The sequence below is a fragment of the Sphingobium yanoikuyae genome (genome assembly GCF_013001025.1).
Lineage (GTDB): Bacteria > Pseudomonadota > Alphaproteobacteria > Sphingomonadales > Sphingomonadaceae > Sphingobium > Sphingobium yanoikuyae_A.
This window is the reverse complement of the sequence record NZ_CP053021.1, coordinates 5121791-5138179: the sequence shown is the minus strand read 5'-3', so window position 1 is coordinate 5138179 and position 16389 is coordinate 5121791. Positions and strand designations below refer to the sequence as shown.

Genomic DNA, 16389 nt, shown 5'->3' with positions numbered 1-16389 from the left:
CCTTAATCCCGCCCTGCCGCGCCTTCGGGCCGGGAGGGCGGGCATTCGCCGATGCGGCGGCCGTTGAGTAGGTATCGCGCCTCGCCACGAGCGTTATCCATGTCGATCGCAGCGAGCATCACCCCTTCGATCGCGTCGGCCGACAAGCGCGCGCTCAGCCGCATGTCCATGGTGCCGTAACGCGACGGACAGGATCGGGTGACGCTGAGACGCCCTTCCTCCACTTCCATGCGTGCCAGCATGCAGCCCTTGAGCCCCTCGCGCTCGAAATGATCATCGACAAATTGCTGCAGCGTCTCCGCATCACTACGGCTGAGGCATAGTTGATATCGATAGCCCGGTGGCGCGGGCGGTGTTCCATTGGCCCGACGAGCACCCGGTAACTTGAACCCCACCATCTGGCCGAACATCCGCCCCTTCTCGATCTCCCACAGGCCCGGCCTGATCCGGTAGCGCGATCCGGTCACGAGGATGTCCGCATCCCGCTCGGCCGGCGGCAGGCTGATCTGCGGACCGGGCAGCGCGACCGAAGCGACCGGTTGTCGCGCCTGTTCCAGCGCCGCGGGACGGACGAGGACCACATCCTCCGCCTCCATATCCGCATCGACCAGCGCCGCGATCCGGTCGCTGACGCAGGCCTGTGCCTCGCGCCGTCGGCCATGACCATCGGCGACGCACTGGCGCACGAACTCGCACATCGCCTGATCGACCCGATCTTCGCCGCTGCTGCGCGTGATCGTGCAGCGGACAAGATCGCGGCCGCGCACATCATAGTCGATACCGACCTTGCGCAGCTTGGCGGCAGTGACGACGATCGGATCGTCCGCATCGGCTGCGACGAGCGACGAGGACAGAAGCATCAACACGCCTATCGCGATCGGTCGCATGTCCCGCCTCTCCTGCCCTGTCCTCGGCCAAGGATCACCCGAAGCGCGCCGCCATGCAAGTCCGAACGAAGGCGCAACGATCCGCTCTGGCCCTGCCCCCTTTTCACCGATAGACAGGGATGATGGACAGCCCGCCGCCGGCACAGGATGTGATCCCCCACCGCCCGGTGCGGACGCTGGGGCTCGCCGCCTGCATAGCGCTGGTCATGGGCAATATGATCGGATCGGGCGTGTTCCTGCTGCCCGCTGCGCTCGCCCCCTTCGGCTGGGATGCGGTCGCCGCCTGGGTGTTCACCATCGCCGGCTCCTTGATCCTGGCCTTCGTGATCGCCCGGCTGACCGTCGCCATGCCCGATGCCAATGCCGCGCAGATGAGCGCGCGCGCCTATGGCCCGTTGGCCGGCTTCGCGATCGGCTGGATCTACTGGCTGTCGATCATCATCACCAATGTGACGATCGCGGTCGCGGCCACCGCCAACCTGTCCAGCCTGCTGCCGGTGCTGAACCGGCCGGGCATGGGCGCGCTCTGCTCGATCGGCTTCATCTGGCTGACCACCGCGATCAACCTGCGCGGCGCCCATGCCGCCGGCACGGCGCAACTGGTAACGACGATCATCAAGGTCGTGCCGATCCTGGTCGTGCTGGTGCTGCTGGCGCTGACGATCGGGCGCGGCACGGCGGAAATCGTGCCCTTCCCGGCCCAGGGCTTTACCGGCAGCGGCATCACGGCAGCGGCGGCACTGACGCTGTGGGCCCTGCTCGGTTTCGAATCCGCCTCGGTCGCGGCCGACAAGGTCAAGGATCCCGCCCGCACCGTGCCGCGCGCGACGATGATCGGCACGGCCGTCACCGGCCTGCTCTATCTGTTCGTCTGTTCCGGCATCGCACTCACCCTGCCCGGCGCGGAAAGCCAGACCGGATCGCCCTTCGGCGCCTATGTCACCCATTATTGGTCGGCCGGTCCCGCCAGCCTGATCGCGACCTTCGTCGTCATCAGCTGCCTTGGCGCACTTAATGGCTGGACCCTGTTGCAGGGTGAGGTGCCGCTGGCGATGGCGCGCGCAGGCGAACTGCCGGCCTGGCTGGCGGGCACGGATGCGCGCGGTACGCCGGTGCGCGGACTGATATTGTCGAGCATCCTTGCCAGCCTGCTGCTGGTCGCCAACAGCCTGCAAGGGCTGGTGGCCTTGTTCACCGCCATGGCGCTGCTCGCGACATCGGCTACGCTGTGGCTCTATGTGGGTTGTGCGCTGGCCGCGCTGCGGCTGCGGATTGCCGTGCCGGCGGCGGCGATTGGCCTCGCCTATGCCTGCTGGACTTTATGGGGCGCCGGCCTCATTCCCAGCGGCGCCAGCTTCCTGCTGATGGCGGGCGGCCTGCCCTTCTACTGGTGGGCGCGGCGCACCAGCGCCACGCCCTGACCAGTCCTGTGGGGAGGATCAGTCCCCCCACAATTCCTTGAGCTTGCCGAAGAAGCCGCTCGATTGCGGGCATTCCTCGCCGGTCTCGGTCTCGCGGAAGGCTTCGAGCAACTCGCGCTGCTTGGCCGTCAGCTTGGTCGGCGTTTCGACATCGACCTGGACGACCAGGTCGCCCTGACCGCGGCCGTTCAGCACCGGCATGCCGGCGCCACGCTGCTTGATCTGCTTGCCCGACTGGATACCGCTCGGGATCTTGATCTCGTGCCGCTGGCCATCGAGGCCCGGCACTTCGATCATTCCGCCCAGCGCCGCCGTCGTGATGCTGACCGGCACGCGACAGAATAGCGTGGTGCCATCCCGTTCGAAGATGCTGTGCCGCTTCACATGCAGGAAGATGTAGAGGTCGCCTGCCGGCGCGCCACGCGCACCGGCCTCGCCCTCGCCCGACAGGCGAATGCGGGTGCCTTCGTCAACGCCCGCCGGGATATTGACCGACAGCGTCTTGGGCCGATCGACCCGGCCTTCGCCGCGACAGGATTTGCAGGGGCTTTCGATCACCTGGCCCGCGCCATGACAGCTGGGGCAGGTCCGCTCCACCACGAAGAAGCCCTGCTGTGCCCGCACCTGGCCATGGCCATGGCAGGTGCCGCAGGTCTTGACCCCGGTGCCCGGCTGGGCGCCCGAACCTTCGCAGCTGTCGCAAGCGGCCGACACCTCGATCTGGATCTCGGTCTTCTTGCCATGATAGGCTTCGTCCAGCGAGATTTCGAGATCATAGCGCAGGTCCGCGCCACGGCGCTGCTGCTGGCGTCCGCCACCGCCGCCGCCAAAGCCGGCCTGGCCAAAGATCGTCTCGAAAATATCGCCAAGGTCGGAGAAACCACCGGCGCCGCCGTGGAATCCGCCACCACCGCCGCCCTGTTGCTGCTGCTTGAACGCGGCATGACCGAACCGGTCATAGGCCGCCCGCTTCTGCGGATCCTTCAGGCAGTCATAGGCTTCGGAAACGGCCTTGAACTTGGCCTCGCTGTCGGTGCAGCCCCCGGTCTTGTCCGGGTGATATTTCATCGCCAGCTTGCGATAGGCGCTCTTGATCGCGGCCCCGTCGGCTGTGCGTTCTACTTCGAGCAGTTCGTAATAGTCGATTTCGGTCGTCATCTCGCCCTCGGCGCGCACGGTCCCCGGCCTCGCTCCGAACGGATGCACTGGTCAGAAACCAGCCTGTCCGCCCGAAGCGAAGTCGAGGAGCGTTTCATGGGGCTTACGCCTTGTTGTCATCCACTTCGGAGAATTCGGCGTCGACGACGCCGTCATCGGCCTTCGGCGCTTCGGCCTCCGGCGAGGCCGCAGCAGCCTGCTCCTTCTCGTAGATCGCCTGGCCCAGCTTCATCGCGACGGTCGCGAGTTCCTGCGCCTTGGCCTTCATGGCTTCGGCGTCGCCGCCTTCGATCGCCGACTTGGTTTCGGCAATCGCGGCTTCGATCTCGCCCTTCAGCGAAGCGTCGACCTTGTCGCCATGTTCGGCCAGCTGCGCCTCGGTCGTGTGGACCAGGCTTTCGGCGTTGTTCTTGGCTTCGGCCGCTTCACGACGCTTCTTGTCCTCTTCGGCGAAGCGCTCGGCATCCTTGACCATCTGGTCGATGTCGGAGTCGCTTAGGCCGCCCGAGGCCTGGATGCGGATCTGCTGTTCCTTGCCGGTGCCCTTGTCCTTGGCCGACACGTTGACCAGGCCGTTGGCGTCGATATCGAAGGTGACTTCGATCTGCGGCACGCCGCGCGGCGCCGGCGGGATGCCGACCAGGTCGAACTGGCCGAGCAGCTTGTTGTCCGCCGCCATTTCACGCTCGCCCTGGAACACGCGGATGGTCACCGCCTGCTGATTGTCGTCGGCGGTCGAATAGACCTGCGACTTCTTGGCAGGGATGGTGGTGTTGCGGTCGATCATGCGGGTGAACACGCCACCCAGCGTCTCGATGCCGAGGCTCAGCGGGGTCACGTCGAGCAGCAGCACGTCCTTGACGTCGCCCTGCAGCACGCCGGCCTGAATGGCGGCGCCCATGGCGACGACTTCGTCCGGGTTCACGCCGGTGTGCGGTTCCTTGCCGAAGAATTCCTTCACGGCTTCGCGCACCTTGGGCATGCGGGTCATGCCGCCGACCAGGACGACTTCGCTGATCTCGCTGGCGGTCACGCCGGCGTCGGCCAGAGCCTTCTTGCAGGGCTCCATCGTGCGCTTGATGAGGTCGGCGACCAGACGCTCCAGATCGGCGCGGGTGATCGTCTTCACCAGATGCTTGGGACCATTCTGATCCGCGGTGATGAAGGGCAGGTTGACTTCGGTCGACTGGGCCGAGGACAGCTCGATCTTCGCCTTTTCAGCGGCTTCCTTCAGACGCTGGAGGGCCAGCTTGTCCTTGGTGAGGTCGATGCTTTCCGCCTTCTTGAAGTCGGCAGCCAGATATTCGACCAGCTTGGCGTCGAAATCCTCGCCGCCCAGGAAGGTGTCGCCGTTGGTCGACTTCACTTCGAACACGCCATCGCCGATCTCCAGGATCGAGATGTCGAAGGTGCCGCCGCCAAGGTCATAGACGGCGATGGTCTTGCCGTCCTGCTTGTCGAGGCCATAGGCGAGCGCGGCCGCGGTCGGCTCATTGATGATGCGCAGCACTTCGAGGCCCGCGATCTGGCCGGCGTCCTTGGTCGCCTGACGCTGGGCGTCGTTGAAGTAGGCGGGAACGGTGATGACCGCCTGCGTCACGGTTTCGCCCAGATAGCTCTCGGCGGTTTCCTTCATCTTCTGCAGGATGAAGGCGCTGATCTGCGACGGGCTATATTCCTCGCCACCGGCCTTGACCCAGGCGTCGCCATTCGGGCCCTTCGCGATGTCATAGGGGACGAGTTCCATGTCCTTCTTGGTCATGGGATCGTCGAAGCGGCGGCCGATCAGGCGCTTCACCGCGAAAATCGTGTTGTCCGGATTGGTGACAGCCTGACGCTTGGCCGGCTGGCCGATCAGACGTTCGCCATCCTTGGCGAAGGCGACGATCGACGGCGTGGTGCGCGCACCTTCCGCATTCTCGATCACCTTGGGCTTACCGCCGTCCATCACAGCGATACAGCTGTTGGTGGTGCCAAGGTCGATACCGATAACTTTTGCCATTTGTGTCCTCTTTGAACCCCAAAATAAATTCAGCGGTTGACGGCCCCATACCTCACGTAAGCGCCAAGGCAAGGCCGGTTTGCGCAAGGGATATAGGCGCGCTTTCGCTTGGCACAAGGATCAGGCGCGATTAGTCAGGCATTGACCGGAAACGAGACAGTCACGGAGCCCTGATCCATGCGTGCGCCCCTTGCCCTTATCGCCCTCGCCGCGCCGCTGGCCCTTGCCGGCTGCGGCGACCCTGCGCCGAGCTATGTCGACCAGGCCTGGGTCCGGCTGTCACCCAACATGGATACGCCGTCGGCGGGCTATTTCGTGGCCCATGGCGGCGACGCCGGGGTGCAGTTGCGCGGAGTGATGACCGACTATGCGCTCAAGGTCGAGATGCATGAGAGCGTCGGCAAGGACGGCATGATGTCGATGCAGCCGATCGAGAGCGTCGATGTGCCGGCCAAGGGCACGGTGGCCTTCGCGCCGGGCGGCAAGCATTTGATGATCTGGGGCGTCAACGATACCGCGATCAGCCGGGGCAAGATGCAACTGACCTTCCTGATGTCGAACGGCGACCGGTTGCTGGTCGATGCGGTGATCCGCAAGCCCGACGGCAGCGCACCGACGGCGCCTGCAGCGGGCAATGCGACGGAAGAGCATAAGGCGCATTGACCAGCCGTCCGCTGACCGTAGAGGAGGCCGCGCTCGCCCGGACGATGTTCGGCGACGCGATCGCCTATGACCGGGTGCGCGTCCACAACCGGAAATGGTGGCCCTTCCAGCCGCGCGCGGTGACCATGGCGCCCGATGGCGATCTGTGGTTTCATCCCGAAGGCGGGTTGTTCTGCGACGATTTCTGCGCCAGCCCGCTCAACCTGCAGGGCCTGTTCATCCATGAGATGACCCATGTCTGGCAGGCGCAGCGGTCGGGCAAATATTGGCTGCCGCTGATGCGTCACCCCTTCTGCCGCTATGATTATGCGATCGAGCCGGGCAAGCCGTTCGCCCGATATGGCATCGAGCAGCAGGCCGAGATCGTCCGCCATGCCTTCATCCTGCGCCAGGGTGGCCGGGTGGAAGGCAAGCCGGGGATCGCGGTTTATGAGGCGCTGTTACCGTTTGCCGTGACCTGATCGCTTCCCTCATCCCCCATGGCAGCTGCGACAGCCGTCGGGGACGACGCTGCGGCTGAGCGAGGCGGTGGAGAAGATATCGGCTTCGGGCAGGCTGTGGCTGTAGGTGAGGACCGCGCTGGTCAGCCGCTCCGTCGCGTCGTCATTGGCGTCATGGATCGTCGCCGCGATGATCGCGCCGTCGTCGAGCACATCATAGGTGCGCAGATTGCCGTCATCGGCCACCGCGATGCGGGATACAGGGCCATAGCGACCGCCGGTCTCCCGCCCCAGAAACTCCTTGGCGACCAGCTTGCGGTTGGCATCGACGCCACAGGCGGCCGCCGCGAGTGACGGCGAAGTTGACACTTCACCAGTGCGCACGTCGAGATGCTGCGCCTCCCCGGTCGCGCAATTGGCGACGATGCGGTCGCGCGGGGTTTCGACCCGGTGACGGTCGCCCTGATGATATTCGGCCGCCCATTCCTTGAGCTGCACTTCCTCGCTGGGCGTCACCACATTCCAGGTGCAGACCGCATATGTCGCTTTCGTTGTCCGCGTCAGCGCCAGCACCGCGTCCACATCTTGGGGCGGAGCCGCAGCCGTCAGCAGCAAGGGCAGCAGGATCATCCCCTGACGTCCAACAGGTTTCCGCATCGCCGGCACCTCCTTGATCGATCGGCACCCAAGCTAGAGCCTGATCGCGCGCTGGCAATGGGCAAAGAAAAAGGGCGGACCAGATGGCCCGCCCTCTTCAGATTTCCGGCATGATGCCAGCGGCTTAGTATACGCGCGCCTTCGGCTTGATATACTCGGCCTCGTCGGTCATCGTGTAGTCGTGGACCGGACGATAATCGAGCGTCACCTTGCCGCCCGAACCACCCCAGCCTTCGAACCAGCTGATGGTGTGCTTCATCCAGTTTTCGTCGTCGCGGTTCGGGAAATCCTCATGGGCATGGGCGCCGCGCGATTCCTTGCGGGCCTCGGCGCCTTCCATCGTGCAGATGGCCTGGCTCATGAGATTGTCCAGTTCCAGCGTCTCGATCAGGTCGGTGTTCCAGATCAGCGAACGGTCGGCGATCTTGACGTCCTGCAGGCGCTTGTTGACCGCCTGCATCTTGACGACGCCGTCGGCCAGCAATTCGCTGTCGCGGAACACGGCAGCATGCTTCTGCATCGTGCGCTGCATGTCCATGCGGATGTCCGCCGTCGAGGTGGTGCCGTTGGCGTTGCGGTAGTGATCGAGGCGCGACAGCGCCAGATCGGCCGCATTGGCCGGCAGCGGCTTGTGCGGGGTGTTGGGCTTGAGGTTGTCCTTGAGGAACAGGCCGGTTGCGCGGCCGAACACGACAAGGTCGATCAGCGAGTTGGAGCCCAGGCGGTTCGCGCCATGGACCGACACGCAGGCCGCTTCGCCGACCGCGAACAGGCCCGGCACCACGACTTCCGGATCGTCACCGACCTTCGTCACCACCTGGCCATGATAGTTACAGGGGATGCCGCCCATATTGTAATGGACCGTCGGGGTCACGGGCAGCGGCTGGCGGGTCAGGTCGACACCGGCAAAGATCTTGCCGCTTTCGGTGATGCCCGGCAGGCGCTCAGCTAGAACCTTGGGGTCGATATGGTCGAGGTGCAGGAAGATATGATCCTTGTGCTCGCCGACGCCACGGCCCTCGCGCATTTCCATCGCCATCGAGCGCGACACGACGTCACGCGACGCCAGATCCTTCGCCGACGGGGCATAGCGTTCCATGAAACGCTCGCCTTCGGAATTGGTGAGGTAGCCGCCTTCGCCGCGCGCGCCTTCGGTGATCAGCACGCCCGCGCCGTAGATGCCGGTCGGATGGAACTGGACGAACTCCAGATCCTGCAGCGGCAGGCCGGCGCGCAGCACCATGCCGCCGCCGTCGCCGGTGCAGCTATGGGCCGAGGTGGCCGAGAAATAGGCGCGGCCATAGCCACCGGTCGCCAGCACGACGGCGTGGCTGCGGAAGCGGTGGATGCTGCCATCTTCCATGCAGATGGCGATGACGCCGCGGCACTCCTTGCCGTTCGGGCCATCTTCCATGATCAGGTCGATGGCGAAATATTCGATGTAGAAGTCGGCGTCATACTTCAGGCTCTGCTGATAGAGAGCGTGCAGCATGGCGTGACCGGTACGGTCGGCGGCGGCGCAGGTGCGCTGCACCGGCGGGCCGGCGCCCATATTCTGCATGTGGCCGCCGAAGGGACGCTGATAGATGGTGCCGTCCTGGTTGCGGCTGAACGGCACGCCGGCATGTTCCAGCTCGATCACCGCCGCCGGCGCTTCGCGCACCATATATTCGATCGCGTCCTGGTCACCCAGCCAGTCCGACCCCTTGACGGTGTCGTACATGTGCCAGGTCCAGTGGTCGGGGCTGTTGTTGCCGAGCGAAGCGGCGATGCCGCCCTGCGCCGCCACGGTGTGGCTGCGGGTCGGGAACAGCTTGGTGATGCAGGCGGTCTTGAGACCCGCTTCGGCGCTGCCCATGGTGGCGCGCAGGCCCGAGCCGCCAGCACCCACGACGACCGTGTCGTAGGTATGGTCGATGATCTTGTAGGCTTCGCTCATTACTTGACGACCCCGATGAAGGCGATCTTGGCGATCGCGAAGACGCCCGCGGCAGCGCCGGCATAGGCATAGAAGTTCAGCAGCAGCATCGAGAAGAAGGCCAGGCCCTTGTCGTGGACATAGTCCTCCAGCATGACCTGCATGCCCAGACGCAGATGCATGAAGATGCTGACGACCATCAGCATCAGCGGCACGGCGACCAGCGGATTGTGGATCCAGTTGACCACGCTCTCATAATCGAGGCCGGGCAGCGCGATCAGGCTGAAGAGCAGCCACAGAACCAGCAGCAGATTGCCGATGGCGGTGTAGCGCTGTGCCAGCCAGTGGTGCGCGCCATGCTTGGCCGAGCCAAGACCGCGGACGCGGCCGATTCCGGTTCCGGTACCCATCAGAATTTCCCCAGGCAGATCGCGGCCCAGAAGGCGGCGGTAGCGATCGTCGACAGCACGAAGGTCAGGATCGACCAGGTCTTGCTGGTCTTCAGGTCATAACCCGCACCCATGTCGAGCACGAAGTGACGCAGACCCGAGAAGAGGTGCTGGAAGAAGAACCAGGACAGGCCCGCCATGACCAGATAGCCGATCGGCGAGGTCGCGCAGGTGACGAAGGTGGCATAGGCTTCCGGGCCGGTCGCGGCGGCCATCAGCCACCAGATGAGGCCAAGAGCACCAGCGGTGGCCAGGCCATTGCCCGTCACGCGGTGAATGATGGAGACGGCCATTGCCGGCCCCCATTTCCAGATCGTCAAATGCGGCGAGAGCGGCCGGCTTGTGGTTCGCGCCATGTCTACCCAGGTCCCTGCTATGTCCTTTGAGTCCGCTCCCCTTAGGAGCGAAGACGCCGAAGGGCAAGCCGCGCGGACCATGTCGATGCGCGCGCCCAAATAAGAAGTGATTAACCAAATGGCGCTATCACCGCCTGGTTCGTCCTGACACCTATTTGGGGTTCTGCAATCCATGACTTCCGCCACCACGCCCAGGAACGCCATCGCCCAGATGCTGGCCGAAGTGGACCCCCGCGGTGATCTGGCCCGTGGCATGGCCGAAATCGAGCAGCTGGTTGCCGACGATGCGGTGATTGCCGCGCGCACCTTCTTCTCCACCTATATGGACAGTTCGGGCCTGCGAAACCGGTTGCAGCCCACGACGCTGGCGAAGATCGAGACCGCCGCGCATGAATATGTCCGCCAGAAGCTGCGCCATTACAGCGCCGGCGATTGGGCGCTGTCCTCCACCGCCTGCGTCCGCCACGCCCGCAAGCACGGCATTTCCGTGCGCGGCGTGCTGCTGCCCGTCGCCGCGGCCAACGAGAAACTGACCGATATCATCTGGGAACGCGCAGCCGACGACGCCACCCGGCGCCGGCTGGTCGACATCATGGCGCAGGTCGGCATGGTCGATGCCGGGCTGATGGCCAATGTGATCGCGATCGACGATGCCGAAAGCCAGCGCAATGCGCGCCAGCAGTTCGGCGTCCTGTTCGAGCAGCGCATCATGGGCGAGATCGACGGCGCGTCGCAGCTGGGCGAATCGCTGCGCGAACAGGCCAAGGATGCCTCCGCCGCGACCCGCGGCATGCTGGGCAAGGCGTCGGAAGTCGCCGCCGCCGCCGAACAATCCGCCCTTGCGATGCGCGAGGCCGCCCGCACCTCGGCCGGCCTGATCCGCGCGATCGAGGACGCGCGCACCGAGGTCGAAAGCGCCGCCGAAGTGGCGCAGCGCGCCGCGTCGCAATCGGGCGACGCCGTTTCCATGTCGGCCACCCTGTCGGACCATGCCAAGTCGATCGAATCGATCCTGGGCCTGATCCGCGACATTGCCGGCCAGACCAACCTGCTGGCGCTCAATGCCACGATCGAGGCCGCCCGTGCCGGTGACGCCGGGCGCGGCTTTGCCGTGGTGGCGCAGGAAGTGAAGAGCCTGGCCAACCAGACCGCCCGTGCCACCGACGAGATTGCCGGCAAGATCGCCGCCATCCAGGCATCGACCCGCCAGTCGGTGGAGACCAACGAGCGCATCCGCGACACCGTCGGCGAAGTGCAGGCCAGTGCCCAGCGCATCCGCCACGCCATGGACGCCCAGGCCCAGACCGTGACGATGATCACCGCCGCCGTCGACGAGACCGCGCTGGCGGCCGACTCGATGTCGACCACCATTTCGGCGATCCGCCAGGACACCGAAGTGGTCGCATCGGAAATCGACCAGCTGGAACGCGGCTTCATGAGCGTCGAGGGCAAGCTGTCCAGCCTGCGGCATGCCTCCAGCGACTTCGGCCGCCAGGTCGCCTGACCCTTTTCCTGCCGCTGCCGCTGGTCTAAAGGCGGCGGCATGAATGATGTCGCTGCGCCAGCCGCCCAGAGCTGGAAAGTCACCCTGCCCTGCACCCGCGCCGAAGCGGAGGCGCTGGACGGGGACATCGCCGCCTTCGCCCTGATGGAGCATCCGCCGGTGCTGATGACCAGCGAGGCGGAGCCGGACGACGAGAATAAGTGGCAGCTCGACGCTTATTTCGAGGGCAAGCCGAGCCCGGCGGCGATCAAGCTGCTCAAGACCCTGGTGCCCAGCGCATCGGGCATCAAGCCGCAGGTGGAAGCGCTGCCCGACGAGGATTGGGTGACGATGAGCCAGCAGGGGCTGGAACCCGTCACCGCCGGCCGCTTCCATGTGCGCAATGTCGCCAGCGATCCCGAACAGCCCGGCCATGTCAATTTCCTGATCGAGGCGAGTCGCGCCTTTGGCACCGGCCAGCATGAGACCACCGCCGGCTGCCTGGCGATGATCGACCGGATGCGCAGCGTCGGCATGCGCTTTCGCAATGTCGCCGATATCGGCACCGGCACCGGCCTGCTCGCCTTTGCCGCGATGACATTGTGGCCGCGCGCCCATGCGATTGCTTCCGACATCGATCCGGTGGCGGTCGACATCAGCCGCGAGAATGCCGTGGCGAACGGCATTGCCCTGGGCGGGGGCGCCGGCCAGCTGGCGCTCTGCACCGCCGCCGGCGTGGATCATCCCGCGCTGGTCGGTCGCGCGCCCTATGACCTGCTGATCGCCAATATCCTGGCCGGGCCGCTGATCGAACTGGCGCCTTCGCTCTGCGCTTTGGTGGAGGATGGCGGCACGATCGTGCTCGCCGGCCTGCTCAACGAACAGGCCGATGCGGTGATCGCCGCCTATCGCGCGCAGGGCATGCGCCTCGCCGAACGCAGCGATCGCGGCCATTGGCCGACTTTGCGCCTGCGCAAGCGCCCGCAAATCGGCTGGAAACGCCCCCGCCGTATCAATGCCGCCGCGCGTGGCGAAGCCCCCGGCTTCGGCAGCATCTGACTTTTCGACTTATCCACAGGAGACGCTTTCATGGTCCTCACCCGCCAGACGATCATCCATGACGGTCCGGGCGGCGCGTTTGAAAGCGTCGCCGTGGTCGACGATGCCGCCGCTGGCCCGCTGCCGGGCATCCTGCTGGTGCCCAACGTCCTGGGCACCAAGGAAGCCGACTTCCTCTATGCGGAGAAGGTCGCGGCGCTGGGCTATGCGGTGCTGGTCGCCGACGTCTTTGGGCAGGGCAAGCGCACCACCCGCGAGGATCCCGATGCCGGGCGCTACATGAACGAACTCAACGCCGACCGCGCGCTGCTGCGTGACCGGATGCTGGGCGCCCACGCGCTGCTCAAGGATATGCCGGCGGTCGACGCCGCCCGCACGGCCGCGATCGGCTTCTGCTTCGGCGGCAAAAGCGTGCTCGACCTGGCCCGCGCGGGCGCAGACATTGCCGGCGGCGTCAGCTTCCACGGTGTCTATGAGGCACCGCCCTTCCCCAACGCCACGATCACCGCGAAGCTGCTGATCTGCCATGGCTGGGAAGATCCGATCGCGCCGCCCGAGGCGACCGTCGGTCTGGCGAAGGAACTGACCGAGGCGGGCTGCGACTGGCAGATTCATGCCTATGGCCACACCGGCCACGCCTTCACCGACGAAAGCGTCCATATGCCCGAAAAGGGGCTGGCCTACAGTCCCGACGCCGACCGGCGCAGTTTCCGCGCGATGGTGAATTTCCTCGACGAACTGTTCGGCTAAACCGCCAGCAGCTTTTCCACCGCTGCCGCGATCGCGAACAGGCGCTGGTCCTGCCCGGCCCGCGCCATCAGCATCAGGCCGACCGGCAGGCCGCCCTCGCGCGGCAGCGGCAGGGAAATGGCGCATAGGTCGAAGCTGTTGCCGAGGCCAGTATTGCGCAGCAGCAGCCGGTTGCGGGCGACGAAGGCGTCGGCATTCTCCACCTCTGCCTGGGTCGGCGCGACGATCGGCGTGGTCGGCAGCACCAATATGTCCAGTCCGGTCAGGCGCGCGTCCATCGACCGCACCAGCGCGGCGCGCTCCGCCAGCATCTGCTTATGGCGTTCGGGCGTCACGTCACGGCCTGCCTGCATCCGCGCCAGCACGATCGGATCAAAATCCTGCGCACGGGTCGCGATTCGCTCGCGATGGATGGCATAGGCCTCGACCGAGGCGATCGGCACCGGCGACTGGAGCGCCTGCATCGCATCGAATTGCGGGAAGACTTCGTCGCTGAGCGTCATGCCCGCCTTGCCCAGTCGCGCCAGCGCATCGGCGAAACGCGCCGCGACGGTCGCGTCAAGATCGGCCAGCGGCAGGCCCTGCGGAATAGCGGCGCGCAGCCCCTTGAGCGGCGCGCGGTCGAGCCGGCGGGGCGCCTCGCCCGCCAAGATCGCATCGGTGCGGAAACAGGCGTCGACACTGGTCGCGATCGGCCCGATCGAATCGAGCGTGGGCGACAAAGGGAAGGCGCCGTCGGTCGGCACCCGTGCCTTGGTTGGCTTGTAGCCGACGACGCCGCACAGCGCGGCAGGGATGCGGCAGGAGCCACCGGTATCGGTGCCGATAGCAATTTCGCACATCTGATCGGCCACCGCGACGCCGCCGCCGCTGGTCGATCCACCCGGCACGCGGGCCCGGTCGGCCGGATTGCCCGGCGTGCCATAATGGGGATTCACGCCGACGCCGGAAAAGGCGAATTCGACCATGTTGGTCTTGCCGACGATCACCGCGCCGGCCTGCTTCAGCCGGGCAACGACCGGCGCATCCATGGTAGCGGGCGGGGCATCGGCCAGGATCAGCGAACCGGCGCGGGTCGGTTCACCCGCGACATCGAACAGATCCTTGATGCTGACGATCGCGCCGTCGATCGGCGAGAGCGGCGAAGCGGCGCGGGCATCGGCCGCGTCCGCCGCCGCCCGCGCGCTGTCCGCATGGAGGGTGAGATAGGTGCGCCCGCCCTCCCCCGCCGGGTCGGCGATGCGCGCGAGCGCGGCTTCCAGACGCTCGCGCGACGGGCGGGATTTGGCAATGGCCGGCGCGCCGACAGTGCCGAGCGCCATGGCGCCACCGGCGCCGTGCAGGATCGTCCGTCGCGTCACGCCGCCATGCTCCATCTATTGCCCCCCGATCAGCCCGGTCAGATATCCTCGATCATCTCCGCCAGCACCGCCAGGCAATCCTTGCCAAGTTGTGCCGAACGGGCCGGCGACCAGCCGAAATCGGCGTCGGGCAGATCGTCATTATCCTTGAACGGCATTTCCAGCGTCATCGCGACCGCGCCGAAGCGTTCGGCCAGCTGGTTGGTCGACATGGCGAGATTGGCCTTGCCGCCGCTCGCCACCGGATAACCGAGGCGCGTCTGGAAATCGGGCGTGCGGGCCGCCAGCGTGTCGCGATAGCGATGATAGAGCGAGAGCTGTCGGTCGGTGATCGAGGGAATGCCCTCGAAGCCGGCCAGGAACACCGCCGGGATCGCCTCGTCGCCATGCACGTCCATGGCGAAATCAACGCCGGTCTCGTCCATCGCGGCGCGCACCAGATAGACTTCCGGACTCTTGTCCATCGACGGCTCATGCCATTCGCGGTTGAGATTGATGCCCGCCGCATTGGTGCGGAGATGACCGCGCCGGCTGCCGTCCGGATTCATGTTGGGGACGATGTGGAAGGTCGCCTTCTGGCGCAGATAGCGCGCCACCGCATCCTCGTCGTCGGTCAAGCGCTCCAGCGCGCCTTCCATCCACCACTCGGCCATGCTTTCGCCGGGATGCTGGCGGGCATAAAGCCAGACATTCTTGGGGCCTTCGCCGACGCTCAGCATGTCGAGCGGCTGGCCATCCAGCGTCAGGCCCAGTTCGCGATGCTCGACGCCCGGCTGGCAGGCGGCCCAGGCGACCAGATCATGATGGCGCTCCATCGAATAGGGCGCGAAATAGGCGAGCCAGACGGCATTGCTGTCGGGCGAGAGGCGGATCGTCAGCGTGCCGTCGGCATAGTCGGTATCGGCCTGAAGCCAATTCTCGCGATCCTCGCTCATCCGCGCCTTGTAGCCCGGCCAGCCGTCGGGATAGGCCGAGCCCGCGCAGTTCACGATCACCAGTTCCACTTCACGTCCGACGGCGCCCGCCAGACGGAAATGGAACCATTGATAGAAGTCGCTGTCCTTGTCCTTGACGATTTCCAGCTCGGCGCGGACGCCGTCGGGAGTGTCGGTGATGGAAAGAACGCGGATGTTGCCGCTGTCGAAGGCGCTCGAAATGGAGATGGTCATTTGACCGTTATAGTGCGCCCGGATTCGCCCGGATAGCCCCCGAGGAGGGCGGCAGCGAGCTTTTGCGCGACGGCGCGCGGCTGCGACTCGGGCGTGCCTTCACGCGATTCGGTCGAGGCGCGGCCTTCCCAGATGGCGGCCTGATCGCTGCGACGGCGAATCTGGATCTGCAATTCGGTGGAAACGATATCCTTGGGCTTGCCCGACAGATTGATGCCGACGCCCAGACCGAGGCCGGAATAGCCGCCGCTGCCCAGCGCCCCGCCGACGCCTACGCTGACCGGCTTGTCATTGCGCGCGGTTCCGGTCGGGCGGAAGCTGCGGCGGAAGCCGACCAGCGCGACATAGTCGCTGCCCGCATCGCCCGCATTGGTGAAGCCGACGCGCTGCAGCTCCTGGCTCACCGCCCCGGCATAGGTGCGGAATTCGAGGCCAACGTCCGGATTGCCGGGGATTTCCTGTACCGCGATCGATCCAGTCTGTGCCGGGCTGCCATTGTGGAATCGCGTCACCTCCACCGACGGCACCGTCGCGCAGGCGGCGAGCGACAGGGCAAGACAGGAGGAGAGGATGATCTGTTTCAACATGCGATTGCACTCCAACGGGACTATGTCCA

16 protein-coding genes are annotated in these 16389 nt (G+C 65.8%); 6 read left to right on the top strand and 10 right to left on the bottom strand.

Annotated elements, in window-relative coordinates:
* Nucleotides 1-2 precede the first annotated feature (2 nt).
* Nucleotides 3-887 carry a DUF3617 domain-containing protein gene (locus tag HH800_RS24835; RefSeq protein ID WP_169863029.1) on the bottom strand — a complete coding sequence of 295 codons (885 nt, stop codon included), beginning with the start codon at nt 885-887 and terminating at the stop codon, nt 3-5.
* A 122-nt stretch (nt 888-1009) separates the two neighbouring features.
* Here HH800_RS24835 and HH800_RS24830 point away from each other — a divergent pair, with 122 nt between their 5' ends.
* Nucleotides 1010-2308 (top strand): APC family permease, encoded by a 1299-nt coding sequence (locus tag HH800_RS24830; protein WP_125985697.1) that lies wholly within the window; start codon nt 1010-1012, stop codon nt 2306-2308.
* 18 nt (nt 2309-2326) lie between these two features.
* Here the strand turns inward: HH800_RS24830 and dnaJ are convergent, their stop codons facing one another.
* Both dnaJ and dnaK read right to left on the bottom strand, forming a co-directional pair.
* On the bottom strand, nt 2327-3466 hold the full coding sequence (gene dnaJ, locus HH800_RS24825) for a molecular chaperone DnaJ (RefSeq protein WP_169863027.1): 1140 nt from the start codon (nt 3464-3466) through the stop codon (nt 2327-2329).
* Nucleotides 3467-3569: 103 nt separating this feature from the next.
* Nucleotides 3570-5468 (bottom strand): molecular chaperone DnaK, encoded by a 1899-nt coding sequence (gene dnaK / locus HH800_RS24820; protein ID WP_004210200.1) that lies wholly within the window; start codon nt 5466-5468, stop codon nt 3570-3572.
* Between the two features lie 177 nt (nt 5469-5645).
* Here dnaK and HH800_RS24815 point away from each other — a divergent pair, with 177 nt between their 5' ends.
* Together HH800_RS24815 and HH800_RS24810 are read left to right on the top strand one after the other, a co-directional pair.
* Complete coding sequence (locus tag HH800_RS24815; protein WP_169863025.1) at nt 5646-6131, top strand: copper chaperone PCu(A)C; 486 nt, start codon at nt 5646-5648, stop codon at nt 6129-6131.
* Nucleotides 6128-6592, top strand: a complete 465-nt coding sequence (locus tag HH800_RS24810) for a vgr related protein (RefSeq protein ID WP_169863023.1) — start codon at nt 6128-6130, stop codon at nt 6590-6592. Before HH800_RS24815 ends, HH800_RS24810 begins: the two co-directional genes overlap by 4 nt.
* 9 nt (nt 6593-6601) lie before the next feature.
* On the opposite strand, the gene HH800_RS24805 is transcribed toward HH800_RS24810, so the two are convergent.
* From HH800_RS24805 to sdhC, 4 genes are all read right to left on the bottom strand, one after another.
* Nucleotides 6602-7228: a hypothetical protein gene (locus tag HH800_RS24805; protein ID WP_169863021.1), complete on the bottom strand. Its 627-nt coding sequence runs from the start codon at nt 7226-7228 to the stop codon at nt 6602-6604.
* Nucleotides 7229-7352: 124 nt separating this feature from the next.
* Nucleotides 7353-9167, bottom strand: a complete 1815-nt coding sequence (gene sdhA, locus HH800_RS24800) for a succinate dehydrogenase flavoprotein subunit (RefSeq protein WP_010339302.1) — start codon at nt 9165-9167, stop codon at nt 7353-7355.
* Nucleotides 9167-9556, bottom strand: a complete 390-nt coding sequence (gene sdhD / locus HH800_RS24795; protein WP_004210192.1) for a succinate dehydrogenase, hydrophobic membrane anchor protein — start codon at nt 9554-9556, stop codon at nt 9167-9169. Before sdhD ends, sdhA begins: the two co-directional genes overlap by 1 nt.
* Complete coding sequence (gene sdhC / locus HH800_RS24790; protein WP_037490915.1) at nt 9556-9951, bottom strand: succinate dehydrogenase, cytochrome b556 subunit; 396 nt, start codon at nt 9949-9951, stop codon at nt 9556-9558. Before sdhC ends, sdhD begins: the two co-directional genes overlap by 1 nt.
* Before the next feature lie 211 nt (nt 9952-10162).
* On the opposite strand from sdhC, the gene HH800_RS24785 reads away from it, so the two are divergent.
* From HH800_RS24785 to HH800_RS24775, 3 genes are read left to right on the top strand one after another with little or no spacing between them, the layout of a single operon-like run.
* The gene (locus tag HH800_RS24785) at nt 10163-11455 is read left to right on the top strand and encodes a methyl-accepting chemotaxis protein (RefSeq protein WP_010339301.1); all 1293 of its coding nucleotides are present in this window, start codon (nt 10163-10165) and stop codon (nt 11453-11455) included.
* A 39-nt stretch (nt 11456-11494) separates the two neighbouring features.
* Nucleotides 11495-12493, top strand: coding sequence for a 50S ribosomal protein L11 methyltransferase (locus HH800_RS24780; protein ID WP_004210185.1), 999 nt, complete (start codon nt 11495-11497; stop codon nt 12491-12493).
* Between the two features lie 30 nt (nt 12494-12523).
* Nucleotides 12524-13243, top strand: coding sequence for a dienelactone hydrolase family protein (locus HH800_RS24775; protein WP_169863019.1), 720 nt, complete (start codon nt 12524-12526; stop codon nt 13241-13243).
* Here the strand turns inward: HH800_RS24775 and HH800_RS24770 are convergent.
* From HH800_RS24770 to HH800_RS24760, 3 genes are read right to left on the bottom strand one after another with little or no spacing between them, the layout of a single operon-like run.
* Nucleotides 13240-14604 (bottom strand): amidase, encoded by a 1365-nt coding sequence (locus HH800_RS24770; RefSeq protein WP_235681974.1) that lies wholly within the window; start codon nt 14602-14604, stop codon nt 13240-13242. The two genes, HH800_RS24775 and HH800_RS24770, sit on opposite strands and share 4 nt — an antisense overlap.
* A 38-nt stretch (nt 14605-14642) precedes the next feature.
* Nucleotides 14643-15773 carry a M14 family metallopeptidase gene (locus HH800_RS24765; RefSeq protein ID WP_169863015.1) on the bottom strand — a complete coding sequence of 377 codons (1131 nt, stop codon included), beginning with the start codon at nt 15771-15773 and terminating at the stop codon, nt 14643-14645.
* Nucleotides 15770-16360: a DUF4136 domain-containing protein gene (locus HH800_RS24760; RefSeq protein ID WP_004210178.1), complete on the bottom strand. Its 591-nt coding sequence runs from the start codon at nt 16358-16360 to the stop codon at nt 15770-15772. Before HH800_RS24760 ends, HH800_RS24765 begins: the two co-directional genes overlap by 4 nt.
* Nucleotides 16361-16389 lie beyond the last annotated feature (29 nt).